The organism is Caulobacter sp. DMC95, from assembly GCF_056313785.1.
Map to the genome: position 1 here is coordinate 366,130 of NZ_JBQUZP010000002.1, position 21,492 is coordinate 387,621.

21 protein-coding genes are annotated in these 21,492 nt (G+C 69.1%); 6 read left to right on the forward strand and 15 right to left on the reverse strand.

Annotated elements, in window-relative coordinates; translation table 11 throughout:
- Positions 1-47: 47 nt before the first annotated feature.
- The 6 genes from galE to ACT53N_RS05685 form a co-directional block, all read right to left on the reverse strand.
- Entirely contained in the window at positions 48-1,025 is a 978-nt protein-coding gene (galE, locus tag ACT53N_RS05660) for a UDP-glucose 4-epimerase GalE (protein WP_476062977.1), read from the reverse strand.
- A 99-nt stretch (positions 1,026-1,124) separates the two neighbouring features.
- Complete coding sequence (locus ACT53N_RS05665) at positions 1,125-2,018, reverse strand: DMT family transporter (protein WP_476062978.1); 894 nt, start codon at positions 2,016-2,018, stop codon at positions 1,125-1,127.
- Positions 2,015-2,905 (reverse strand): SDR family NAD(P)-dependent oxidoreductase, encoded by an 891-nt coding sequence (locus ACT53N_RS05670; protein ID WP_476062979.1) that lies wholly within the window; start codon positions 2,903-2,905, stop codon positions 2,015-2,017. Before ACT53N_RS05670 ends, ACT53N_RS05665 begins: the two co-directional genes overlap by 4 nt.
- A 100-nt stretch (positions 2,906-3,005) precedes the next feature.
- On the reverse strand, positions 3,006-3,215 hold the full coding sequence (locus ACT53N_RS05675; RefSeq protein WP_476062980.1) for a hypothetical protein: 210 nt from the start codon (positions 3,213-3,215) through the stop codon (positions 3,006-3,008).
- Positions 3,216-3,287: 72 nt separating this feature from the next.
- Entirely contained in the window at positions 3,288-4,208 is a 921-nt protein-coding gene (locus ACT53N_RS05680) for a WecB/TagA/CpsF family glycosyltransferase (RefSeq protein ID WP_476062981.1), read from the reverse strand.
- 103 nt (positions 4,209-4,311) lie between these two features.
- Positions 4,312-5,310: an NADPH:quinone oxidoreductase family protein gene (locus tag ACT53N_RS05685; protein WP_476062982.1), complete on the reverse strand. Its 999-nt coding sequence runs from the start codon at positions 5,308-5,310 to the stop codon at positions 4,312-4,314.
- 69 nt (positions 5,311-5,379) lie between these two features.
- Here ACT53N_RS05685 and ACT53N_RS05690 point away from each other — a divergent pair, with 69 nt between their 5' ends.
- Positions 5,380-6,258 (forward strand): isoaspartyl peptidase/L-asparaginase family protein, encoded by an 879-nt coding sequence (locus ACT53N_RS05690; RefSeq protein WP_476062983.1) that lies wholly within the window; start codon positions 5,380-5,382, stop codon positions 6,256-6,258.
- Between the two features lie 299 nt (positions 6,259-6,557).
- Here ACT53N_RS05690 and ACT53N_RS05695 read toward each other — a convergent pair whose 3' ends face one another.
- The 4 genes from ACT53N_RS05695 to ACT53N_RS05710 are packed head-to-tail and all read right to left on the reverse strand — an operon-like array spanning position 6,558 to position 10,581.
- Positions 6,558-6,848 (reverse strand): hypothetical protein, encoded by a 291-nt coding sequence (locus ACT53N_RS05695; protein ID WP_476062984.1) that lies wholly within the window; start codon positions 6,846-6,848, stop codon positions 6,558-6,560.
- A gap of 5 nt (positions 6,849-6,853) precedes the next feature.
- Complete coding sequence (locus tag ACT53N_RS05700; RefSeq protein WP_476062985.1) at positions 6,854-8,584, reverse strand: heparinase II/III family protein; 1,731 nt, start codon at positions 8,582-8,584, stop codon at positions 6,854-6,856.
- A 9-nt stretch (positions 8,585-8,593) separates the two neighbouring features.
- Positions 8,594-9,253 carry a ribulose-phosphate 3-epimerase gene (gene rpe, locus ACT53N_RS05705; protein ID WP_476062986.1) on the reverse strand — a complete coding sequence of 220 codons (660 nt, stop codon included), beginning with the start codon at positions 9,251-9,253 and terminating at the stop codon, positions 8,594-8,596.
- Between the two features lie 38 nt (positions 9,254-9,291).
- Complete coding sequence (locus ACT53N_RS05710; RefSeq protein WP_476062987.1) at positions 9,292-10,581, reverse strand: RsmB/NOP family class I SAM-dependent RNA methyltransferase; 1,290 nt, start codon at positions 10,579-10,581, stop codon at positions 9,292-9,294.
- A gap of 117 nt (positions 10,582-10,698) precedes the next feature.
- Here ACT53N_RS05710 and ACT53N_RS05715 point away from each other — a divergent pair, with 117 nt between their 5' ends.
- The 3 genes from ACT53N_RS05715 (at position 10,699) to ggt (ending at position 15,623) form a co-directional block, all read left to right on the forward strand.
- Positions 10,699-10,923: a DUF1674 domain-containing protein gene (locus ACT53N_RS05715; protein WP_476062988.1), complete on the forward strand. Its 225-nt coding sequence runs from the start codon at positions 10,699-10,701 to the stop codon at positions 10,921-10,923.
- Positions 10,924-11,168: 245 nt separating this feature from the next.
- Positions 11,169-13,823 carry a glycosyl hydrolase 115 family protein gene (locus tag ACT53N_RS05720; protein ID WP_476062989.1) on the forward strand — a complete coding sequence of 885 codons (2,655 nt, stop codon included), beginning with the start codon at positions 11,169-11,171 and terminating at the stop codon, positions 13,821-13,823.
- Between the two features lie 102 nt (positions 13,824-13,925).
- Complete coding sequence (ggt, locus tag ACT53N_RS05725; protein WP_476062990.1) at positions 13,926-15,623, forward strand: gamma-glutamyltransferase; 1,698 nt, start codon at positions 13,926-13,928, stop codon at positions 15,621-15,623.
- 128 nt (positions 15,624-15,751) lie between these two features.
- Here the strand turns inward: ggt and pyrF are convergent, their stop codons facing one another.
- Positions 15,752-16,453, reverse strand: a complete 702-nt coding sequence (pyrF, locus tag ACT53N_RS05730) for an orotidine-5'-phosphate decarboxylase (RefSeq protein WP_476062991.1) — start codon at positions 16,451-16,453, stop codon at positions 15,752-15,754.
- A gap of 83 nt (positions 16,454-16,536) precedes the next feature.
- On the opposite strand from pyrF, the gene ACT53N_RS05735 reads away from it, so the two are divergent.
- Together ACT53N_RS05735 and ACT53N_RS05740 are read left to right on the forward strand one after the other, a co-directional pair.
- Positions 16,537-17,235, forward strand: a complete 699-nt coding sequence (locus ACT53N_RS05735) for a MarC family protein (RefSeq protein ID WP_476062992.1) — start codon at positions 16,537-16,539, stop codon at positions 17,233-17,235.
- Between the two features lie 47 nt (positions 17,236-17,282).
- Positions 17,283-18,548 carry a UbiH/UbiF/VisC/COQ6 family ubiquinone biosynthesis hydroxylase gene (locus tag ACT53N_RS05740; RefSeq protein ID WP_476062993.1) on the forward strand — a complete coding sequence of 422 codons (1,266 nt, stop codon included), beginning with the start codon at positions 17,283-17,285 and terminating at the stop codon, positions 18,546-18,548.
- Positions 18,549-18,663: 115 nt separating this feature from the next.
- Here ACT53N_RS05740 and ACT53N_RS05745 read toward each other — a convergent pair whose 3' ends face one another.
- The 4 genes from ACT53N_RS05745 to ACT53N_RS05760 form a co-directional block, all read right to left on the reverse strand.
- Positions 18,664-18,861, reverse strand: a complete 198-nt coding sequence (locus ACT53N_RS05745; RefSeq protein WP_476062994.1) for a Trm112 family protein — start codon at positions 18,859-18,861, stop codon at positions 18,664-18,666.
- Between the two features lie 9 nt (positions 18,862-18,870).
- Positions 18,871-19,551: an LON peptidase substrate-binding domain-containing protein gene (locus ACT53N_RS05750; protein ID WP_476062995.1), complete on the reverse strand. Its 681-nt coding sequence runs from the start codon at positions 19,549-19,551 to the stop codon at positions 18,871-18,873.
- 14 nt (positions 19,552-19,565) lie between these two features.
- The gene (trxA, locus tag ACT53N_RS05755; protein ID WP_476062996.1) at positions 19,566-20,465 is read right to left on the reverse strand and encodes a thioredoxin; all 900 of its coding nucleotides are present in this window, start codon (positions 20,463-20,465) and stop codon (positions 19,566-19,568) included.
- A 109-nt stretch (positions 20,466-20,574) separates the two neighbouring features.
- On the reverse strand, positions 20,575-21,087 hold the full coding sequence (locus tag ACT53N_RS05760) for a prolyl-tRNA synthetase associated domain-containing protein (protein WP_476062997.1): 513 nt from the start codon (positions 21,085-21,087) through the stop codon (positions 20,575-20,577).
- Positions 21,088-21,492 lie beyond the last annotated feature (405 nt).

The following is a 21,492-nucleotide window of genomic DNA, read 5'->3' on the forward strand; positions in this document are numbered from 1 at the left end:
GAGTTACGAATAAACCCTTTCTGAGTACCGCCGCGCGTTGCGCCCGATCAGCGCTGGGGGCGGCTGCTATGCCACCGCCACGCGCTTTCGAGGATAGCGTCGAGATCGCGCGAGGGTGTCCATCCCAACTGATCTCTCGCCCTGGCGTTGTCGCCGATCAGCACGGGGGCGTCGCCGGGCCGTCGCGGCGCGATCTCGAACGGCAGGGCGCGACCGATTGTCCTTCCCACGCCATCGACCAGCTCACGCACTGTGGTCCCGGCGCCGGTTCCGAGGTTGTAGGCGTCGGATGGTCCGCCTGCGAGAAGCCGTTGGAGCGCGGCGACGTGCGCATCCGCCAGGTCAAGGACGTGGACGTAGTCGCGGACGGCCGTTCCGTCGCGCGTGTCGTAGTCGTCGCCGAAGATCGTGAAGCGCGACCGTTGGCCCAGCGCGACTTCGATCGCCAGCGGGATTGCGTGGGTTTCGGGCTCATGCCATTCGCCGATGCGGCCTTGCGGGTCCGCGCCGGCGGCGTTGAAGTAACGCATCACGGCGCTTCTGAAACCGACATAGCGATCGTAGTCGGCTAGGGCCTGTTCGACCATCAGCTTGCTGCGGCCATAAGGGTTCAGGGGCGCCTGCGGGTGGGTTTCAGTCATCGGCAGATGAATCGGGTTCCCGAAGGTCGCGCACGTCGAGGAGAACACCAGGGCGTTCACCCCCGCGCGCCTCGCGGCCTCGATCAGCGCGACCGAGCCGCCGACATTGACGTCGAAAAAGGCGCCGGGATTCTGGACAGACTCACCCACCTCAATGCGAGCGGCGAAGTGCAGGACCGCCACCGGCGCGTGGGCGGCGAACACAGCGTCCAGGCGCGCCGCGTCGCGGATGTCGCCGACCTCCAGCGGGCCCCACTGCACGTGCTCGCGATGACCGTTCGAGAGATCATCGAACACGACTGGGCGAAAACCGGCCTCGGCCAAGGCCAGGCAGCAATGCGCGCCGACATAGCCGGCGCCGCCCGTCACCAGAACTGTCCGCATCGCGATCCCTTAGAGCAACGCGCCATCGCTAGCGGCTTTGAGGGGCGGGCGGAAGAACACATCGCGCCTCGTCGGGCATCTCACTGCGGGGCTCGAGCTCTAGGTCGGCTCGGCCGCAGCCCGTTTGGCGAGTTGATGCTCTCGCCATGAGATGAACAGCGTAGAGCAGACCACGATCACCGCCCCAACGATCGTCGCCGTACGCGGAACTTCGTGAAACAGCAGGAGGCCCACAATCACCGCAAACACCAGGCGCGTATAGTCGATCGGCGCCATCACGGCGGCTTCACCCGCTTCCATGCCCTTGATGTAGGCCCCTTGGGTCAGGGTGCCGATGACGCCCATGGCGGCCAGCAGTCCAAGGTCCGGCCAGGTCGGCCAGCGCCAGACGAACAGGGCGGGCGGGATGGAAAAGACCAGACCGAGCACCGCAGCATAGACCAGCAGCACAAACGGGGTGTGGTCTCGGGTCATGACCTTCATGCCAGTGATGGTCAGGGCGAACAGGAGCGCCGCGCCCAGGGCGCAGAGTTGCGGCCAGCCGAGCCAAGCCTCCACACCGCCGGCGCCGGGCCGCAGCATGATGATCACGCCTACAAAGCCCACCAGCGCGGCGCCGATCCGCCGCGGCCCGATCGGTTCGCGCAGCACCAGGCCCGCCAGGGGCACCAGCCAGAGCGTCCGCGTGAAGGAGAGAGCGTTCGCATCCGCCAGCGGCAGTTTCTGGTAGGCATAGAAGCTCATGATCAGCGCCAGGACCCCGGCGCTGGAGCGGAAGATCACGATCCCCGGACGCGTTGTGCGGAACGCGCCCCTCCAGTCCCGGGCGATCAGCGGCAGCAGCACCAAGACCCCGGCCAGTTGCCGGTAAAAGGTCTGCAGGGCCGCTGGATAGTCGTCGCCCAGGAACTTGATCAGGGTCGTCATCACTGTGAAGCCGACCGCCGAGGCCAGCATCCACAGTGCGCCGCGCAGGTTTGGGCTGAGCGTCACCCGGCCTCGCCGGCCGCCAGCAACTGGGCTCGCATCTGCTCGGCCTGCTCTGGCGTGATGCCCATGGCGGCCAGGATCGGCGAGGGCGTGTTGATGTCCCAGGCGCTTCGCGGGCCCACGGTGATGCCTCCGTCGACGACGATGTGCGCGCCCGTCACGAATCGTGAGTCGTCGCTCGCCAGATACAGGGCCGCCGCCGCGATGTCCTCCGGCAGCCCCGATTTCGGGATCGGCTGGATCTTCGGACCGATCGAAGCGATCTGGGCGGCCATCTGGTCGGCGACCTCGCGCGGCAGGCCCATCGAGGCGCCGAAGATCGAGGTGGCGATCAGGCCCGGGCAGATGGCGTTGACGCGGATCTTCTGCGGCGACAGCTCGGCCGCCGCGCAGCGGCTCATGTGGATCACCGCCGCCTTGGCCGAGGAATAGGCCAGGGGGCCAAAGCCCGCCTGAAGGCCGGCGATCGAGGCGGTGTTGATGATCGAGCCGCCGCCGCGCTTCAGCATCAGGGGCAGCGCGTGCGTCATGCCCATGGCCGGGCCGCGCACCAGAAGGGCGAAGGTCTTGTCCCAGGCCTCGGCGTTCAGTTCGGGGACGCTGGCCGGGGTGCCGCCATGGCCGGCGTTGTTGAACAGGATGTCCAGGCCGCCAAAGCTGCTTTCGGCCAGGGCCATGGTCTTGGCGAGATCGGCGTCCGAGGTGACGTCGCAGCGGGAGAAGCGCACCTTGTCGGGGAAGCGCTGCTCCAGCATACGGCCCTTCTCGTCCTGCAGGTCGGCGGCGACGACGCAGGCGCCCTCGGCGACGAACAGTTCGACCGTTCCCAGCCCGATCCCCGAGCAGCCCCCGGTGATGACGGCGACCTTGCCGTCCAGACGTCCGACCATGGTGAATTCCCTCCGCGCCCCGACCTCACGCGGGTCAGTGATCAATGATCATATTCGCGGAGCGAACCGGGATTGGCTAGGGGGCTTCGCGGTTCGGGGCTCAGCTTTTGAGCGCTTCCGGCGCTGGACGACGGGCGATGGGCTCCACGCGGCGCCCAAGGTGGGTGGCCGCCAGCCAGAGCAGGCAGGGGACCAGCAGCACCGCCCAGGCGATCCCCAGACAGACGAGGCCAAGGGCGGCCACGGCCCTATGGGCGAAACTGGAGCGCTCCTTGGCCTCCAGGGTCATGACGCGAATATCCAGGCCCATCAGACTTCAAGCCCCCTGAAGTTCAACAGCACGACGGTCTCGCCGCCAACGGCGCCCACGGGGGTCGTCATGCTAGCGCGCCGCCTCGTTGCGGGCGCGGATCTGCTCCCAGCGCGCGTTTTCCGCCGCGCGGGACTCGCCCGCCGTGGAGCGTCTGGACAGCGCTCGCACCACATCGCCGCACGCCGGACCGATCAGCGACCAGGGCTCGAGGCAGTAGCGGGAGAACAGGCGCTGCGGGTCCGACATCAGGCGGAACAGCCATTCCATCCCGAGCGGGCCCATCCAGCGCGGCGCAGCCTTCTGGACGCCGGCCTCGTAGTCGAAGGCCCCGCCCACGGTGAAGGTCGCCGCCGGGCCGTAGGCTTTGTGGTTTTCCAGCGTCCAGATCTCCTGGCGCGGCATGCCCATGCCGACCAGCACGATATCGGGCGCATAGTCGCGGATCTTCGCCACGACCGCATCGTTTTCCGCCGAGCCTGGAGTCACGTCGAAATAGCCGTGATGGGTCTCGATACGCGCGTTCGGCCAGTCCTGGCGGATGCGCTCGACCGCCTTTTCGCCCACGCCCGGCGCGCCGCCGACGAAGAAGACCTTCCAGGCCTTTTCGCTTGCCAGGGCCCAGAAGTCGTCGCGCCAGTCCAGATAGGTGCAGCGGTGGAAGCGCCGGCTGGCGCGGCCCACGAGGCGCGCCCAGAAGATCAGCGGCACCGAGTCGACCTCGACCAGGTCGGCCGTCTTGTAGAACTCGCCGATCTGATGGTTCTTGCCGATCAGATAGAGGCTGTGAAGATTGTGGTTGGCGACGATGGCGCTTTGCCGCGCCTCCAGCTTGCCGGTGACGAAGTGAAAGACCTCTTCGGGGCGCACCAGATCCATGGTCCCGCCCAGCACGTGCACACGCTCCTCCGGGCGTCGCGACAGCCGGAACGGGCGGCGCGGCGCAGCGGGGGCGGCCTCGTTGAGGCCGCTCTGCTCCTGGGGAACAAACATCTCCGCAGAGTCTCCTAGTCTTGGAGACATTCTGCGGAGATATCCTGTTTCCTTCGCTAAAAAGGATACTTAGCGAGATTTAACCACGTCCTCGAGCCCCTGTTCAGTCGACGGTGATGACCACCTTGCCCATCGCCTTGCGGCTGGAAAGGTGCGCGATCGCCTCGCCGGCGCGGGCCAGCGGGAAGCGCTCGGACACGTACGGCCGGATCTTGCCGGCGGCGTAGAGGTCCATCAGCTCCTTCAGGTTCTGGGCGTGGCCCTTGGGGTCGCGCGCCACCGCCGCGCCCCAGAACACGCCGACGATGTCGCACGACTTCAGCAGCGTCAGGTTCAGCGGAATCTTCGGAATGCCCGACGGGAAGCCGATCACCAGGAAGCGGCCGTTCCAGCCCGCCGCGCGGATGGTGGCCTCCGAATAGTCGCCGCCGACCGCGTCATAGGCCACGTCCCATCCGTCCGAGCCGCAGGCGCCCTTGATCAGGTTCGCCAGTTCCTTCTGGCCGTCCTTGTCGAACGGGCCGCGCGGATAGACGACCCCGCTGTCGGCGCCGTGCTTGATGGCCAGATCGACCTTCTCCTGGCTCGAGGCGGCGGCGATCACCTTGGCGCCCATGGCCTTGCCGAGCTCCACGGCGGCCAAACCGACGCCTCCGGCCGCGCCCAGCACCAGCAGGGTTTCGCCGGCCTTCAGCACGCCGCGATCCTTCAGGGCGTAGTAGGAGGTGCCGTAGGTCAGGACGAAGGCTGCGGCCTCGTCGAAGGGCATGTTGTCGGGGATGTGGGTGCAGCGGCCCTCCTCCAGGGCCAGCTTCTCGGCGTAGCCGCCCCAGCCGGTCGAGGCCAGCACGCGGTCGCCGACCTTGAAGCGGGTCACGCCTTCGCCGACCGCCGAGATCACGCCCGACACCTCGCCGCCCGGCGCGAACGGACGTGTCGGCTTGAACTGGTACTTGTCCTCGATGATCAGGACGTCGGGATAGTTGACCCCGCAGGCCTTGACGTCGATCAGCACCTGGCCTGGGCCGGCGACGGGATCGGGCAGCTCCTCCAGCACCAGGGTCTCGGGACCGCCGACTTCCTTGCTGAGCACCGCCTTCATATCGCCTCTCCCACATTTCTTGGCTAAGAGGCCGGACGCTAGCGCGGGACGTCGAGCCAAGGAAGCAGAATGTCAAACAAACGTTTTAGTCTCGCCCTGCACGGCGGCGCCGGGGCCAAGCGCGGCCACGACTACGGCGTCGAGATCGCCCACATGCGCGGCCTCGTCGAAGCCGCCCGTGATCGCCTGGCCGCCGGAGCTTCCGCGCTGGACGTGGCGGTCGAGACCGTGGTCGGCCTCGAGGCCAGCGGCCTCTACATCGCCGGCAAGGGCGCCTCGCCCAACGCCGACGGCGAGTATGAGCTCGACGCCAGCCTGATGGACGGCCCCACCTTGCGCGCCGGATCGGTCGCCGCCCTGCAGGGCTACAAGAGCCCGATCCTAGCCGCCCGGGCGGTGATGGAGCACACCCCCCACGTCATGCTGGCCGGCCAGGGCGCCATCGACTTCGCCCGCGAGCAGGGCCTGGAGACGGTCGAGGACCCCGACGCCTGGTTCACCCGCGCCGGCGCCTTCGAGGACAACCATCCGCCGGACGCGCTGCCCACCGGCACCGTCGGCTGCGTGGTCCGCGACGGCGAAGGGCGCCTCGCCGCCGCCACCTCCACCGCCGGGGTGTTCGGCAAGCGGCCGGGCCGAGTGGGCGACAGCCCGATCATCGGTGCCGGGGCCTGGGCCGACGGCCACGCCGCCGTCTCGTGCACCGGCCAAGGCGAATACTTCATCCGCGCCGCCGTCGCCGCCCAGATCGCCCACCGCCTCCGCTTCGGTGCTCAGGCGCTGGACGCCGCCGCCCAGGCCGCCATCGACAGCGTCGCCGAGCTCGGCGGTCACGGCGGACTGATCGCGGTGGACCGTGAGGGAAACATCGCCATGCCTTTCGTCTCCAGCGGCCTCAAACGCGCCGCCCTGCTGCCGGACGGAACCATCGTCAGCGCGGCGTTCTAGAACTCCTCCCTTCCCTCGATGGGGAAGGGCCGGGGCTGTTCCTCCTCCGCGTGCGGAGGAGGAACAAAGACGACATGTTTCGTCGACTTCACGCGATCCCTCGCTGAAGGTCTGGAAAGGGCTGCGGAGCGGCGCCCAAGAATCCCTCTCTCAAGAGAGAGGGATCTTGTTAGGCGGCCTGCAGTCCGCAACGGGCCGTGAGGAGCCAAAAAACCGGCGCCCAACCCAGACCTTCAGGTCGCCAACATCAAGTATTGGCGGTCCCGCTGAAGGCACACTCTTGTTGCGGCAGCCCCGGTTCAGCCCGCTGTCCCCACCCGCTCCCTAACCGCCCGAAACACCATCGCCATCTCGATATGCGTCTGCACGAACCCGCGCTCGAACAGCACGGTCAGCAGGCGGTCATAGGCGTCGTCATGGTGGCTCATCGGCACGCTGCACAGCGTGCGGGCTTCCTGTTCAATCACGGCCAGGGCCTCCGCCGCCTCGGCGCGTAGCACGACCAGAACCTCGTCGATCTCCTCGGCCGAATACTCCGGCGGCGCGTGCGCCCGGCCGGGATCGATCGGCGGGCGGCGAGAAAAACCCATACCGCCTAGCCCTCGGCCCGCGTCAGTTTCCAGCGGATCTTGGCCCCGACCTCGGGGCGGACCTGGCTTTTCAGCACGATCTGTCCGGCCTTTCTCGCCAGGCCGTGGTCGAAGTGGGCGCTGGGGGCGATCTCGACGTCGACGGCGTCGTTGCGCAGCCACCAGCCAATATTGTTGGGGCCCCGGATCAGGACGCTCTTGCCGTCGCGGGCGATCGAGGCGCGGGCCTCGGGATGCAGGTGGAAGCGCACGGCGAAGGGCAGGTAGCGGCGGGGACCTTCCGCCGCCTTGGGGTCGGGGGCCAGGGGCGAGAGGCTGTCCTCGCCGCGCAGCTCGTCATTGACCGCGTCGAGGAAAAGGCGACGGGCGTGGGTCAGGCCCAGATGCCGCCAGCCGTCGTGGACGATGTCCAGCCAGACGCCGCCGACATCGTCGTGGCGCTTGGCCTCGACCTTGGCCGCGCCGTCGACGAGCCAGGGCCCCAGCGCCTTGGCGCGGAAACCCGATAGCGGCCGGCCCGCCGAGCCGTCGCCGACGCTGACGGTGGAGGCCGCGTCCGACAGGCGAAAGGCGTGGGCGCCGGCGGCCTCGGGGCTCCAGCCGCAGCTGGTGATCAGGCGGTCCTTGGCGCAGACGATCTCCAGCGCGGCCGGCTGGGCGCAGGCGTTGACGCTCAAGGGGCCGGCCGGGGGCGTACCGCAGTCGGCGATCACCTCAAGGCTGCCGCCGATCATCTTGTGATAGCCGCTGTGCGGCGCGGCGTTCAGGCTGCGCGGGCCGGCGTCGTCATGCGCCAGGGCGGCGGCGATGCGGGCCGGGCCGACGGTCTCGCCGCCGTGGAAGGCGGCCAGATGTCCGTCGCCCAGGGTGAAGAACCGCGTGGCGCTGGACAGCCGGTCGATGGCCCGTGACAGGGCCTCGGGGCTGGGCCGGCCGCGCTGGCCCAGGGCGTCGTCGAGGGTCAGGAGGTCGAACAGCAGCTCGACCCCGGCCTCGGGGCTGCGGGTGGCGTGGCCGCCGTCGCCCAGCACCATGACATCCAGCTGAGGGACTAGGACCTTGAGGGCCTTGTCGATCAGCTGCTCGCCCGGCTTGCCGGCCAGGACGCAGCCGGCCAGCCCCGCGGCGGCGGCGCGTTCGAGGGCGCGTTCGGGACTGCGCTTGATCTCCAGAAGGTGACGACCCTGGCGGGCGAGATCGAAGATCAGATCGGCGATCTCGGCGTCGCTGGCCTCGGCGGCCAGACTCTTGGCGGCGCAGGCCAGGTGATGGACACGCCGCTCCAGGCACTCGGCGCTCCAGGAAAAGGCGTTCCACTTGCCGAACACCCGCCGCCAGTCGTCGATCAGGCGCAGGGCGCGGCGGGCGCCGTTCGGGCCAGCGGCGGCTAGGTCCGGCAGCCAGTCGAAGCGGTGCAGGCTGACGGCGAAGCGACGCGAAGGGCTGGCGGTGTCGAACGGATCGCCGTCGGGGCCCAGCCGCAGCGAACCGCCGTCCAGCGTCAGGGCGCCGGCGAGGATCTTCTGGCCGTGCGCGGGGTCGACCGGTCGCGGATCGTGGGGGCGGGCGGCGAGGCCTTCTGGCCGGGGCAACGCGATCGTCAGGCGGTGGGGGCCAGAGCCGAACCACTCGCGCTCGACATGGCCGGCGGCCTCGGCGCGGATCGCCTTCCACAGCACGCCGCCCCGCGGCAGCGCGGGGAGGGCCAGGCCGAGGACGGGGGGCTTGCCGGCCATCGCGATCCGTCAGCCGCCCTTCAGCGCGCGGATGTTGTCGGCGTAGGCGGCCGGACCGCCCTTGAACACCGCCGAGCCGGCCACGAGGGCGGTGGCCCCGGCGGCCACGCATTGCGGGGCGGTGACCGGCGTGACGCCGCCGTCGACCTCGATGATGATATCGAGCCCGGCCTTGTCGACCAGCTTGCGCAGGGCCTCGACCTTGCGCAGCTGGCCCGGAATGAAGCTCTGGCCGCCGAATCCCGGGTTCACCGACATGACGAGCAGAAGGTCGACGTCCTCGAGGATCCACTCGACATGGTCGATCCCGGTCGAGGGATTGAACACCACGCCCGCCTTGGCGCCCAGCTCGCGGATGCGCTTCAAAGAGCGGTGCAGGTGCGGGCCGGCCTCGGGGTGGATGCTGATGATGTCGGCCCCGGCGGCGCGGAAGGCCTCCAGATACGGATCGGCCGGGCTGATCATCAGGTGCACGTCGAACGGGATCTTGGCGTGCGGCCGGATGGCTTTGACGATGTCGGGGCCCAGCGTAATGTTGGGCACGAAGTGGCCGTCCATCACGTCGACATGCACCCAGTCGGCGCCGGCCGCCTCGATGGCGGCGACTTCCGCTCCGAGCTTGGCGAAGTCGGAGGCGAGGATGGACGGGGCGATGATCGGCGCGGTCATGGCCTTGGCTTAACCGCGTCGCGCCGGTCTGTCAGCCCTTAGACCTTGCGAAACCGCGCGGCGAAGAAGCCGTCCTGGCCGTCGTCGCGGTGGTGCGGCAAAAGGCGCAGGGTCCCGCGCGGAGTCAGGCTGGCCTCCGGGAAGCCGGCCGACGGCGCCTCGGCGGCGGTGATCGGCTCCAGGACGACGTCCTGGCGACGCGACAGGAACGCCTCGACCTGGGCCTCGCCCTCCTCGGGCTCCAGCGAGCAGACGCAGTAGACGAGGCGGGCGCCGGGCTTGAGGCGATCGGCGGCGGCGTCGAGGATGCGGGCCTGGACGCCGGCGAGGCTGGCGACGTCGCCTGGACGCGCGGCCCACAGCACGTCGGGATGGCGGCGGAAGGTGCCGGTGGCGCTGCAGGGGGCGTCCAGCAGGATGGCGTCGAAGGTCCGCGTATCGTCCCAGGCGCCGGCGTCGGCGGCGGCGACCTCGGCGGTGAGGCCGGTGCGGGCCAGGTTCTCCGACAGGCGCTTCAGGCGCGCGGCCGAGCGGTCCAGGGCCACGACCTGAGCTCCGGCGGCGGCCAGCTGCAGGGTCTTGCCGCCTGGCGCTGCGCAGAGATCGAGCACGCTCGCGCCCGGCTGGACGTCCAGCAGGCGGGCGGGCACGGCGGCGGCGGCGTCCTGAACCCACCAGGTCCCGTCCTCGAAGCCGGGCCACGCGGCCACGTCGCCCTTGCGCCGCAGGCGCAGGGTCCCGCCAGGCAGGGCCTCGGCCTCCAGCGCTTCGATCAGCGGGGCGAGATCAGCGCCGGGCTTGGCCGACAGGTCGGTGGCCGGCTCCAGGGCGATCTGGCCGGCGATCTGGCGGGCGGTGGCCTCGCCGAACGCCGACACCCAGCGCGCATAAAGCCACGGCGGCGCCAGGAGGCTCGGATCATCGGCCGGCTGACCGTCGCGCAGCAGGCCGCGCAGCACGGCGTTGACCAGGCCCTTGAAGGGGCGGCTGGTCTTGTTGGCGCCCGCCAGCTCCACCGAGGTGGCCACAGCGGCGAAGGCGGGGACCTCCAGATAGAAGGCCTGCGCCGCGCCCAGGCGCAGCAGGTGCATCACGCGATCCGGCGGCGCCTTCTGCAGGCGGGCCGTCAGGGCGCGGTCGATGGGGCCAAGGTGGCGCAGCACGGCCATGGCCAGAGCGCGGGCGAACGCGCGCTCGCGCGGCTCCAGGAAGCGGAAACCGTTGGCCGATGCGGCTTCGTCGAGGCCGCCGCGACGCGACAGGGCCGCGTCGATCAGGGTAAGCGCGGCTTCCCGGGCGGGGAGGCCATCGTTGAGTTCTTGAGTCACCGCCTCGCCGTGCCTCGGGACGCGCCCGGACGCAAGTCTATTGTCGCCCGGCGCTGTGGACGGCGATGATTGCCGACGGCCAGGATCGCTCTATATCGACGGCTAAGGAGCCTGCGCATGACCGACACCCCGACCCCCGAAACGGACGCCGTCCCCGAGGTTCCCGGCGCCGCGCCCGGCAAGACCCTGACCCCCGCCGCCCGTCGCGCGCTGGAGGAAGCCGCCGCCCGTCGCGCGGCCGAGGCGGCCTTCTCCTTGCCGCCGGAAGAGGGCGGGCGCGACGGTCCCGAGCCCACCCGCTTTGGCGACTGGGAGAAGAAGGGCGTCGCCGTCGACTTCTGAGCGCGAACTCATCTGACCACGTTCATCGTGTCGATGGAGTGATTAAGAGCTTATTTTAAAACGATAATATGCATCATATCTACGGCGAGTGTTGAAATGATTGCGGTAACATCGCGATTGTGATGACCTGTGGTCTGACCAGCTTTCAGCTTGGTGCGGTCACGTGATCGGCCCGCTCCGCCCAGCACAGGGCGGCGGATGGACCCGAGCTTGCCTGTCGCCAGGAAGCCGACGGGGAGAAGCGCGTGGCGATTGGGTTTGAGGCGGCCGGCCGCATCGACGGTTCCTGGCTGGGCGGAGGTCGCCTGCAGCCGCAGGGTCGTTCTGCGTTCGGCTTGCTCCTCGCGTTGGTGGCGACGATGTTCGCCTCGTCCGCCCTAGCCTGCGTCTCGCCGGTCGATGTCTGTACGACCAGGCGCGCGGGCGGCTTCACGTTGATCGAAGCCGGCGTCCCCGCTGCGGTCTATATCGACGCCGAGGCCGACCCGGCGGTGCGCCTTGCCGCCGCCAGCCTGCGTGAGGATCTTGGCCGGGTCAGCGGACGGCCTGCGGCCGCTCTTGCGACGCTCGCTGAGGCGCGAGGGCCGACGATCATTCTGGGGCAACTGGGCAAGAGCCCGACGATCGATGCGCTGGTGAAAAGCGGCAAGCTGCCGCTGCAGGATCTGACGGGACAGTGGGAGGGCTATCGTCAGGTCGTCGTCGAGCAGCCGACCCCCGGGATCCAGCGCGCCCTCGTCATCGTCGGCTCCGACCGGCGGGGCGCGGTGTTCGGGGCCTATGACCTGTCGGAGCGGATGGGCGTGTCGCCCTGGGTCTGGTGGGCCGACGTGCCGATCACCCAGCGCTCGGCGCTCTATCTGGTCGCCGGCGCGCGCGCCGACCATCCGCGCGTCAAGTATCGCGGCTTCTTCATCAACGACGAGGACCCGGCGTTCAGCGGCTGGGCGAAGACCAAGTTCGGCGGGATCAACGCCAAGGCCTATGCGCATGTCTTTGAACTGATGCTGAGGCTGAAGGCCAACTACCTCTGGCCCGCCATGTGGGCGCCCAAGGCGTTCAACGACGATGATCCGGACAGCAAGGTGCTCGCCGACGCGATGGGCGTGGTGATGGGCAGCTCCCACCACGAGCCCATGACCCGCGCGCAGGACGAGTGGCACCGCAACAAGGACAAGGGCGTCACCGGCGGCCGCTGGGACTACGCCACCAACGCCGAGAACCTCCGCAAGTTCTGGCGCGGCGGCGTCGAGCGCATGATGTCCAAGGGCGATGGCGTCGGCTACGAGAGCCTGATCACCGTCGGCATGCGCGGCGACGGCGACGAGCCGATGGCCGAGGGGGCGGCCACCGAACTGCTCGAGACGATCGTCCGCGACCAGCGTGCTATCATCGCCGACGTCACCGGCAAACCGCCGGAGAAAACCCCGCAGGTCTGGGCGCTCTACAAGGAGGTGCTCGACTACTACGACCACGGCATGCGCGTGCCCGACGATGTCACCCTGCTGTTCGCCGATGACAACTGGGGCCAGATCCGGCGACTGCCGGTGGCAGGCAAGGACCGCCTGGATCGCGCCGGCGGCTACGGCGTCTACTACCACTTCGACTATGTCGGGGCGCCCCGGAACTACAAGTGGATCAACACCAACCAGGTCGCCAAGGTCTGGCAGCAGATGGACCTGGCCTATCAGCGCGGAGCCCGAAACCTCTGGATCGTCAATGTCGGCGACATCAAGCCGATGGAGTATCCGCTGTCGTTCTTCATGCGCATGGCCTGGAATCCGGAGGCGATGACGCCGCAAGCGCTCGAGGCCTTCCCCCGCCGCTGGGCCGGCGAAACCTTCGGTCCGGAGCTTGGCCCAGAGATCGGGAGGATCCTGGCGACCTACGGAACCTACGCCGCGCGCCGTAAGCCCGAGCTGATCGATCCAGACACCTTCCGGCTGGGCGAGGGCGCTGGCCCGGTGCTGGACGGCGGCGAGTTCGGGGCTCGGGTCGAGGCCTGGCGGGCGCTTGTCCGCAGCGTCGAGGACACCAAGACGCGGGTTCGCCCCGACCAGCAGGACGCCTACTTCCAGCTGGTTGAGCATCCGGTGCTGGCGCTCTCCAACCTCTATGAGATGTACTACGCCACGGCGTGGAACCGTCGGCTGGCCGCCCGTAACGATGCGCGCGCCAACCACTTCGCCGATATCGTCGAGGCGACCTTCCGGCGCGATGCGGACCTGACCGCGCGGTACCACGCGCTGGGCGGCGGCAAGTGGGCCGGGATGATGAACCAGGTCCACATGAACTACGTCATCTGGAACGACCCCACCGAACAGACCATGCCCAGCGTCGTCCGGGTCGCAGCCGACACGCCGCCGGAGAAGCTGGCGGCCAAGGTCGTTTTCGCGCGGCCGGCTTCGGTTCGAGGCGATTATGCGATCCCGGCCGCCGCGCACGCCAGCGCCTCCCAGGGCGCGGGGCTGGCCTGGAAGACGATCTCGGACTTGGGTCGCAACACGGCGGTGATCGCCTGGCCGCAGGGGCGGCCCGCCACCGGCGTCCAAGACAAGATGTGGCTCGGCTTCGACGTCTCCGCCGCGAGCGCCGGTCCGGCGCGGGTGGCGGTGCGGATCGCCCCGACGCTGGACACCCTGGGCGGCGAGGGCGTCCGGCTGGGCGTGTCTCTCGACGACGGCGACGTCCAGATCCTCACCGCACGCCTGTCCGCGACCGGGGGCGGCGCCGTCACGGACGGGCAGAAGGCCTGGTACAAGGCGGTGATCGATAACGGGGTGACGCTAGACCACATGTTCGCCGATGTCGCCGCCGGCCGCCATGCGCTGAAGGTCTGGCGGATCGACGACAACGTGATCCTGGAGGGCGTCAGCTTCGAGACTGCGGCGCCGAACTAGGGCCCGTCCGTCGAGGCGCCCGTCACGGTCGGTCCTCCTGATGGCTGTTGCCCGCCGCCGCTGATCGGTTAGCGTGGTCGGACGACGTCGTGGAGTCTCGCCTTGCGCCTGTTTGCTCACCTCGCCGCCGCCTTGTCGGCGGCGCTTCTGTTGGTCGCGCCCAGCGTCGAGGCCAAGCCGAAATCCGCCGCTGCGGCGGTCCGGGCGCTGGAGGCGGGGGCGGTAGCGTCGCCGGATCGCTATGGCGCGCTGGCGGCGCAGGAGGTCCTGAAGGCCGGCGGCAATGCGATCGACGCGGCGGTCGCGACGGGTTTCGCCCTGGCCGTCACCTATCCCGAAGCCGGCAATCTGGGCGGCGGCGGGTTCATGACCGTCTATATGGACGGCAAGCCCTACTTCCTTGATTACCGCGAGACCGCGCCGGCGGCGGCCAAGGCCGACATGTATCTGGGTCCGGACGGCGAACCGGTCGAGGGCCTGTCGTTGTACGGCGGCCTGGCGGCGGGCGTGCCCGGCACGGTACGGGGCATGGCCATGGCCCATCAGCGGTTTGGCAAGCTGCCCTGGGCGCGGGTGCTGGCGCCGGCCATCCGCTATGCGCGCGAGGGGTTCGTCGTGGACGCGCACCTGGCCGACGTGCTGGTCCGCGAACGTCCGCTTGAGATGGCCCACTCCAACTTCCGGACCTATTTCCCGCCGCACAAGGCCGGAACCGTATTCAAGCAGCCGGAGCTGGCCGCCACCCTGGAGCGGATCGCCAAGGGCGGTGACAAGGCCTTCTACACGGGCGCGACCGCCGACCTGATCGTCGCCCAGATGGCGCGCGGACCGGTGAAGGGGCTGATCACCAAGGCTGATCTTGCGGGCTACAAGGCGGCCTGGCGGGCGCCGCTGGTCGCCCCGTGGCGGGGCTATCAGGTGATCACCGCCCCGCCGCCCAGCTCGGGCGGGATCGCCCTGATGCAGTTGCTGCTGATGAAGCAGGACCTGGTCCCGCGCTTCCAGGGCGTGGCCCTGAACGATCCGCAGTACGTCCATCTGCTGGCCGAGATCGAAAAGCGCGTCTACGCCGACCGCGCTGAGTATCTGGGCGATCCGGACTTCGTGAAGGTCCCGGTGTCCAACCTGATCGACCCGGCCTATGTAGCGCGGCGCGCCAAGGAGGTCGATCCCGACAAGCCGTCGGCGACCAAGTCCGTCCAGCCGGGCCTCGAGAAGCCCCAGACCACCCACTATTCGATCGTCGACAAGTGGGGGAACGCGGTCTCCAACACCTACACCCTGAACGGCTCGTTTGGTTCAGGCGTCGTGGTCGAGGGCGCGGGTTTCCTGCTCAACAACGAGATGGACGACTTCTCGGTCAAGCCGGGCACGCCCAACATGTTCGGCGTGGTTGGCGGGTCGGCCAACGCCATCGCGCCCGGCAAACGCCCACTGTCGTCGATGACGCCGACCATCCTGACGAAGGACGGCCGCGTGGCCATGGTGATCGGCACGCCGGGCGGCTCGCGGATCTTCGCCTGGGTCTTCCAGGTCCTGGCCAATGTCTATGACCACGGCCTCAGCCTGAAGGCCGCCCAGGCTGCGCCGCGCTTTCACCACCAGCTGTTGCCGGAGAACGTGATCTTCTACGAACGCTCGGGTCCGCCCTCGGCTGACCTGAAGGCGGCGCTCGAGGCGCGGGGCTACACGTGGACCGAGAGCTTCAGCGGCGATGTGGAAGCCATCCAGGTGCAGGGTCGCACGCCGGTTCCCGAGCCTGACCCGCGCGGCCGGGGCGTGGGATTGGTTGTGAGATAGCTTGTAACTTGCCCCCACCCGACCTGCTCACGCAGGTCGTCCGCCCCCATAGGGGGCGGAAGGTGACGCGTCGACCCTTCTTCCCCCTATGGGGAGGAGCGCGTAGCGCGGAGGCGGAGAGGCGTGAATTAGATCCCCGCCATCTCCGCCACCACTTTCAGCGCCGCCTCGTACGGGTCGTTGGCGGCCGTGATCGGGCGGCCGCAGACCAGGTGCGTGGCCCCGGCGCGCAGGGCGTCGGCGGGCGTGGCGGCGCGGGCCTGGTCATTCTTGGCCGACCATTCGGGACGCACGCCGGGGGTGACGATCAGGAACTCGGGCTGGCCGGCGTCATTCGCGATCTCGCGGGCGAGGGCGGCTTCGTGGGGCGAGGAGACGATGCCGTCGACGCCGCAGGCCAGGGCCTGGCGTACGCGGCGCTCGACGAGGTCACGGGCGGTGAAGGCGTAGCCCATCTCCACGAGATCGGCGTCGGTCAGGCTGGTCAGCACGGTCACCGCCAGGATCTTCAAGGGCGAGTCGCCGCGCGCCTTCACCGCCGACTTCATCACCTGAGGCTCGGCATGGACGGTGAGGAGGTCGCAGCCGCTAGTCGCCAGAACCCGGGCCGAGCGTTCGACCGTGGCGCCGATGTCGTGCAGCTTCCAATCCAGGAAGATCGACTTGCCCGAGGCCTTCAGGTCATGGGCCAGGGTCATGCCGTCGCTGGCCAGGAGTTCGAGGCCGATCTTGTAGAAGCTGACCGCGTCGCCCAGGCGCTCGACCATGGCGCGGGCGTCGTCGACGGTGGGCAGGTCCAGCGGCACGATCAGGCGCGGATCAGCGGTCATGGGATTCCCCGGGGTTGGCGCGCGCGTCGGTCCGCCCTAGGAAAGGACAAGCTCAGCCGCGATCTGAAAGGTAGGGACGTCGAATGACCGAGGCCCAACTCGCCGTCAACTTCTTCGTCGCGTTGTTCGCGCTGATCGACCCGATCGGCAACGTGCCGCTGTTCGCCGCCGCCACCTTGGGCGCGGCGGCGGCCGGTCGGCGCATGGTGGCGGCCTATATCGGCCTGTTCATGGCCGGGTTTCTGATCTTCTTCTACTTCACCGGCGTGGGCCTGCTGGCCTTCTTCGGCATCTCCATGCCGGCCTTCCGGATCGCTGGCGGCATCATCCTGTTCATCCTGGGCCTGGACATGGTGCGCGACGACTTCACCACCATGTTCGCCGACGCCGCCGAGGGCGTCGAGGGGCAGACCCCGCGCGCCTACGCCAAACAACGGTTCGAGCGCCTGATCGTGCCGTTCGCCATGCCGCTGCTGATCGGTCCCGGCGCGATCTCGACCGTGATCATCTACGCCGCCGAGGCCAAGCCGCTGGGCTGGGCCGGCGCAGGAATCGGGGTGGCGGTGATCTGCGCCGTCTCGGCCGTCGCCGTCGCCACCTTCTGGGCCGCGCCGCTGGTCAGTAAGGTGCTGGGCCGTATCGGCATGAGCATCGTGGTTCGGGTGCTGGGCCTGATCCTCTGCGCGCTCGCCGTCCAGTTCGTGCTGGTGGGGGTCGCCGACGCCACGCGCGGTCTGATCAAGAACGACGCCAAGGTCCCCTACGCCGAGAGCCATAAGTAGGGACCCGGCTCTGGACAGCGGCGGGCGGCGGGGCCCATATCCCCGGCATGCGCGCTTCTGACGCTTCTTCGTACGACGCCGATGTGATCATCGCCGGCGCTGGCATGGCCGGCTCCACCCTGGCTCTGGCTCTGGCCTCGGGGGGGCTGCGGCCGCTGCTGGTCGATCCGCAGCCGTTCGAGGCCCAGCTGGCGCCGACCTTCGATGGCCGCAGCTCGGCGATCGCCTATTCGTCGTTCCGCCAGTGGCGGGCGATCGGGGCGGGCGAGGCCCTGGAGCCGCACGCCCAGCGCATCGAGCAGATCCTGGTCACCGACGGCCGCACGCCCGGCGCAGCGGCCCGCAAGCCGCTGCCGGCCTTCCTGCGCTTCGACTCCAGCGAGATCTCCGGCCGCATCGAAGGCGAGCCGCTGGGCTATCTGGTGGAGAACCGCCAGATCCGCGCGGCCCTCTCCAAGGCGGTGATCGACAATAACATTCCGGTCATCGCGCCGATGGCGGCCAAGGCCCTTTCGGTCGAGCCCGGCGCGGCGAAGCTGACCCTGTCGGACGGCCGGGTGCTGACCGCGCCGCTGGCCGTCAGCGCCGAGGGGCGCGGCTCGGTGCTGCGCCGCGCTGCAGGTATCGGCGACATCGGCTGGAGCTATGGCCAGAGCGGCGTCGTCTGCACCGTCAGGCTCGAGCGCCCCCACGAAGGCGTGGCGCATGAGTACTTCCTGCCCAGCGGCCCCTTCGCCATCCTGCCGCTGACCGACAATCGCGCGAGCCTGGTGTGGACCGAGAGCACGGCGCGTGGCGAGGCTCTGCGTCACTCTGGTCCCGAGGCCTTCCACGCCCACCTGATGCGCCGCTTCGGCGACTTCCTCGGCGCGGTGACGATCGAGGGTCCGATCTTCGTCTATCCGCTATCGCTGTCGCTGGCCGAGCGCATGGTCGCGCCACGTCTGGCGCTGATCGGCGACGCGGCGCACGGCGTGCACCCGATCGCGGGGCAGGGCCTGAACCTTGGCCTCAAGGACGCCGCCGCCCTGGCCGAGGTGCTGGTCGAGGCCGTCCGCAACGGCGAGGACATCGGCGCTGAAGCGGTGCTGGAGCGCTACGCCCGCTGGCGGCGGTTCGACACCGTGACCAACGCCCTGGCCTTCGACGCCTTCGTGCGGATCTTCTCGAACGACAACCCGCTGCTGCGCCTCGCGCGCGGCGCGGGCCTTGCGGTGGTCAACCAGATCGCCCCGGCGCGCCGCTTCTTCATGCACGAGGCCGGCGGCGGGGTGGGCGATCTGCCGAAGCTGCTGCGGGGGCAGGCGTTGTAAAACCCTCTCCCTCTGGGAGAGGTGTCGGCGTAGCCGACGGAGAGGGGAGAGGCCGGCTCTACAGAGCTTCCCCCTCCGGTCGCTGCGCGACCACCTCCCCCGCGAGGGGGAGGATTTAAGCCTCCAGCTCTCGCGCCTCTTCGGGCAGCATGATCGGCACGCCGTCGCGGATCGGATAGGCAAGCTTGGCCGCGCGGCTGATCAGTTCGCCCTTGGCGCGGTCGTACTCCAGCGGGCCGCGGGTCACGGGGCACACCAGCACTTCCAGCAGGCGCGGATCGACGTCGATGAGGGGGGCGGGGGCTTCGGTCATGGACACTGCTTACTGGATCGAAGTCGGTTCGTCATCGTCGCCGCCCGCCGCGTCGATCTCGAGCAGGGCGGTCAGGGTGGCCTTGCGCTCGAAGATGGTCTCGGCCTCGAGCAGCGCCTGCTTTTCCATTGGATCGAACGGCAAGGCCATGGCCAGGCTGTTGATCAGGGCGTCCGACGGCGCGGCCTCGGCGTCGCTCCAGTCGATGGCCAGGCCCCGGTGGTCGAGGTAGCGCCGAAGGGCGCTCATCAGGCGATCGATCTCGGTGGCCGTACGCCTTCCGGCCACATCCTCGCGCAGGTCGGCTTCATAGGGCGCAAAGTCAGCGCGCACCTGACGGTAGGGCGTGCGCGCCGGCAGTTCGTCGCCGGCTCGGAAGCGGCAGACCCCGGTCAAGGTGATCAGATAACGGCCGTCGCTGGTCTCGGCGAAGCTGGTTACGCGGCCCGCGCAGCCCACGGGCGCCAAGGCCGGGCGATGCTGGTCGCCGCCTCTTCCCCCGACAGAGGGCCTTGTCTGGATCATGCCGATCATCCGCTCGCCCGACATGGCGTCATCCAGCATGTTCAGATAGCGGGGTTCGAAGATGTTCAGCGGCAGCTGCCCGCCCGGCAACAGCAGGGCACCGTCCAGCGGGAACACTGGGATCACCAGGGGCAGGTCGCTGATCTTGCGGTAGGCCGCCGCCATCCAGAGCTCCTGAGCTAGCTGAAGAGGATCGAGGACAGTTTCCGCCGGCCCTGCTTGGCGACCTCGGACGTCGGTCCGGCGGCCTCGAACACGGTCAGCAGTTGCTTGCGGGCGGCGTCGTCGTTCCAGGCACGGTCGCGCGCGATGATGGTCAGAAGATGGTCGGCGGCGTCCTGCAGGCGGCCCATGCCCGCCAGGGCCTTGGCCAGCTCCAGGCGCGCCTCGTGGTCGTCGGCATCGGCGGCCAGGCGCTGCTCGAAGGCGGCGGTTTCGGACGGCGCCTCGGCCGCCAGGGCCAGGGCCGCACGGGCGGCGTCGAGGTCGGGATCCTTGGCGTCGGCGGGGGCCATGGCCACCACCTCGGCCGCGCCTTCCGGATCGCCGTTGGCCAGGTAGACGCGGGCCATGCCGCCCAGGGCCTTGGCGCTGGTCGGGTCGATCTGCAGGGCCTGGGCGAAGGCCTGAGCCGCGCCGCCCAGGTCGCCGATTTCCAGCGACTCCTTGCCCATGGCGATGATCTCGTCGAGCGCGCCGCCGTCGGCCGCCCCGGCCAGTTTCTCTACGAAGGCCCGGACCTGGCTCTCGGGCAGAGCGCCCTGGAAGGCGTCGACCGGGCGTCCGTCGACAAAGGCGTAGACGGTCGGGATCGACTGCACGCGCAGCTGGCCAGCGAAACCGGGGTTCTTGTCGACGTCGATCTTGACCAGCTTGACCGCGCCGTTGGCGGCGTTGACGACCTTCTCGATCGTCGGGGTCAGGGTGCGGCACGGCCCGCACCAGGTGGCCCAGAAGTCGACGATGACGGGCTGGGTCTTCGAGGCCTCGATCACGTCAGCCATGAAGCTGGCGTCCGTGCCGTCCTTGATGTGGTCGCTTTTCGAAGAGGGCGCGGGCTTTTCGCCGATCAGGGACATCGGGGTTCTCGTACTCGGAAATTGGGGGAACGCTTCAGCCGTCAAGATGGTCCCGGATCGGCGCGCGCGCAATGACCCGTTCGTCTTTTGGGATGGGCTGCGGACGAGGTTAGCCGACCACTTCCATCGCCGCGAAGTCGACGATCATCGGCGTCACGCTCAGCGCCGCCAGGAACCGGCGAAAGCCCGCCTGGCTGACGGCGGTGGTGGCGTCGTTCTTCAGCGGGTGGAAGTTGACCGGGTCGCTGTCGGCCAGGGCCTTGTCGAGCACGAAGCGCACGCGCTTGTCGGCGTCGTTGATCAGGCCAAAGGCGGTGACCGATCCGGGCGTCACGCCCAGGGTCTCCACCATCATCGCCTCGGGTCCGAACGATAGCCGGCCTGAGCCGATCACGTGGTGCAGCTTCTTCAGGTCGATGCTCGTCTCGCCGAGCGCCGAGATCAGCCACAGCTGGCCCTTGGCGTCCTTGAGGAACAGGTTCTTGGTGTGACCGCCGGGCAGGGCGGCCTTGATCTCCAGCCCCTCCTCGACGCGGAAGACGGGCGGATGGTCCAGGGTCTTGTGGTCGACGCCGTGGGCGTCGAAGAAGGCGAACAGGTCGGCGCGGGTCTTGGCGGTCATGGCCGTTTCCTAAGACGCGGCGACGTCCAGAGCAAACCGGCGCGTTGACGGACCCTTATGCGTATTCAATCCTGAGTTTATGCAGCCACTGTCATCGCCTGAGGTCGTGACAAGGAGGACCCTCTGGTTCTCGCTCGGACTGTTGTTGCTCTTCTCGCTGATCCTTGTGCTGCCCGAAGCCTTGACCCGTCCGGTTCAAGTCCTCTGCGGCGGCGCGGCCCTTTTCCATCTCCGCGAGACGATGGCCGGACGACCCGTCCGTTGGCCCTGGCCGTTTGAGGTCGCCTTTCTGAGCGCTTGCCTGCTCGGGGGCTGGGCCTTGGTCGAGGCGGTCCGCCTCCTGTACGCCTGACCCGCTGGACGGGGGCCGGTCTGGCCCGCTAGACCTGATCCCAGGGCAGGAAG

Excerpts from the sequence above, each read along its gene's own strand:
- galE (WP_476062977.1), bottom strand. The coding sequence starts at position 1,025 with ATGCGGACAGTTCTGGTGACGGGCGGCGCCGGCTATGTCGGCGCGCAT.
- ACT53N_RS05670 (WP_476062979.1), bottom strand. The coding sequence starts at position 2,905 with ATGGTCGGACGTCTGGACGGCAAGGTCGCCGTCATCACCGGGGGCTGC.
- ACT53N_RS05675 (WP_476062980.1), bottom strand. The coding sequence starts at position 3,215 with ATGGGCCTGGATATTCGCGTCATGACCCTGGAGGCCAAGGAGCGCTCC.
- ACT53N_RS05680 (WP_476062981.1), bottom strand. The coding sequence starts at position 4,208 with ATGTTTGTTCCCCAGGAGCAGAGCGGCCTCAACGAGGCCGCCCCCGCT.
- ACT53N_RS05685 (WP_476062982.1), bottom strand. The coding sequence starts at position 5,310 with ATGAAGGCGGTGCTCAGCAAGGAAGTCGGCGGTCCCGAGACCCTGGTG.
- ACT53N_RS05690 (WP_476062983.1), top strand. The coding sequence starts at position 5,380 with ATGTCAAACAAACGTTTTAGTCTCGCCCTGCACGGCGGCGCCGGGGCC.
- ACT53N_RS05695 (WP_476062984.1), bottom strand. The coding sequence starts at position 6,848 with ATGGGTTTTTCTCGCCGCCCGCCGATCGATCCCGGCCGGGCGCACGCG.
- ACT53N_RS05700 (WP_476062985.1), bottom strand. The coding sequence starts at position 8,584 with ATGGCCGGCAAGCCCCCCGTCCTCGGCCTGGCCCTCCCCGCGCTGCCG.
- rpe (WP_476062986.1), bottom strand. The coding sequence starts at position 9,253 with ATGACCGCGCCGATCATCGCCCCGTCCATCCTCGCCTCCGACTTCGCC.
- ACT53N_RS05715 (WP_476062988.1), top strand. The coding sequence starts at position 10,699 with ATGACCGACACCCCGACCCCCGAAACGGACGCCGTCCCCGAGGTTCCC.
- pyrF (WP_476062991.1), bottom strand. The coding sequence starts at position 16,453 with ATGACCGCTGATCCGCGCCTGATCGTGCCGCTGGACCTGCCCACCGTC.
- ACT53N_RS05735 (WP_476062992.1), top strand. The coding sequence starts at position 16,537 with ATGACCGAGGCCCAACTCGCCGTCAACTTCTTCGTCGCGTTGTTCGCG.
- ACT53N_RS05740 (WP_476062993.1), top strand. The coding sequence starts at position 17,283 with ATGCGCGCTTCTGACGCTTCTTCGTACGACGCCGATGTGATCATCGCC.
- ACT53N_RS05745 (WP_476062994.1), bottom strand. The coding sequence starts at position 18,861 with ATGACCGAAGCCCCCGCCCCCCTCATCGACGTCGATCCGCGCCTGCTG.
- ACT53N_RS05750 (WP_476062995.1), bottom strand. The coding sequence starts at position 19,551 with ATGGCGGCGGCCTACCGCAAGATCAGCGACCTGCCCCTGGTGATCCCA.
- trxA (WP_476062996.1), bottom strand. The coding sequence starts at position 20,465 with ATGTCCCTGATCGGCGAAAAGCCCGCGCCCTCTTCGAAAAGCGACCAC.
- ACT53N_RS05760 (WP_476062997.1), bottom strand. The coding sequence starts at position 21,087 with ATGACCGCCAAGACCCGCGCCGACCTGTTCGCCTTCTTCGACGCCCAC.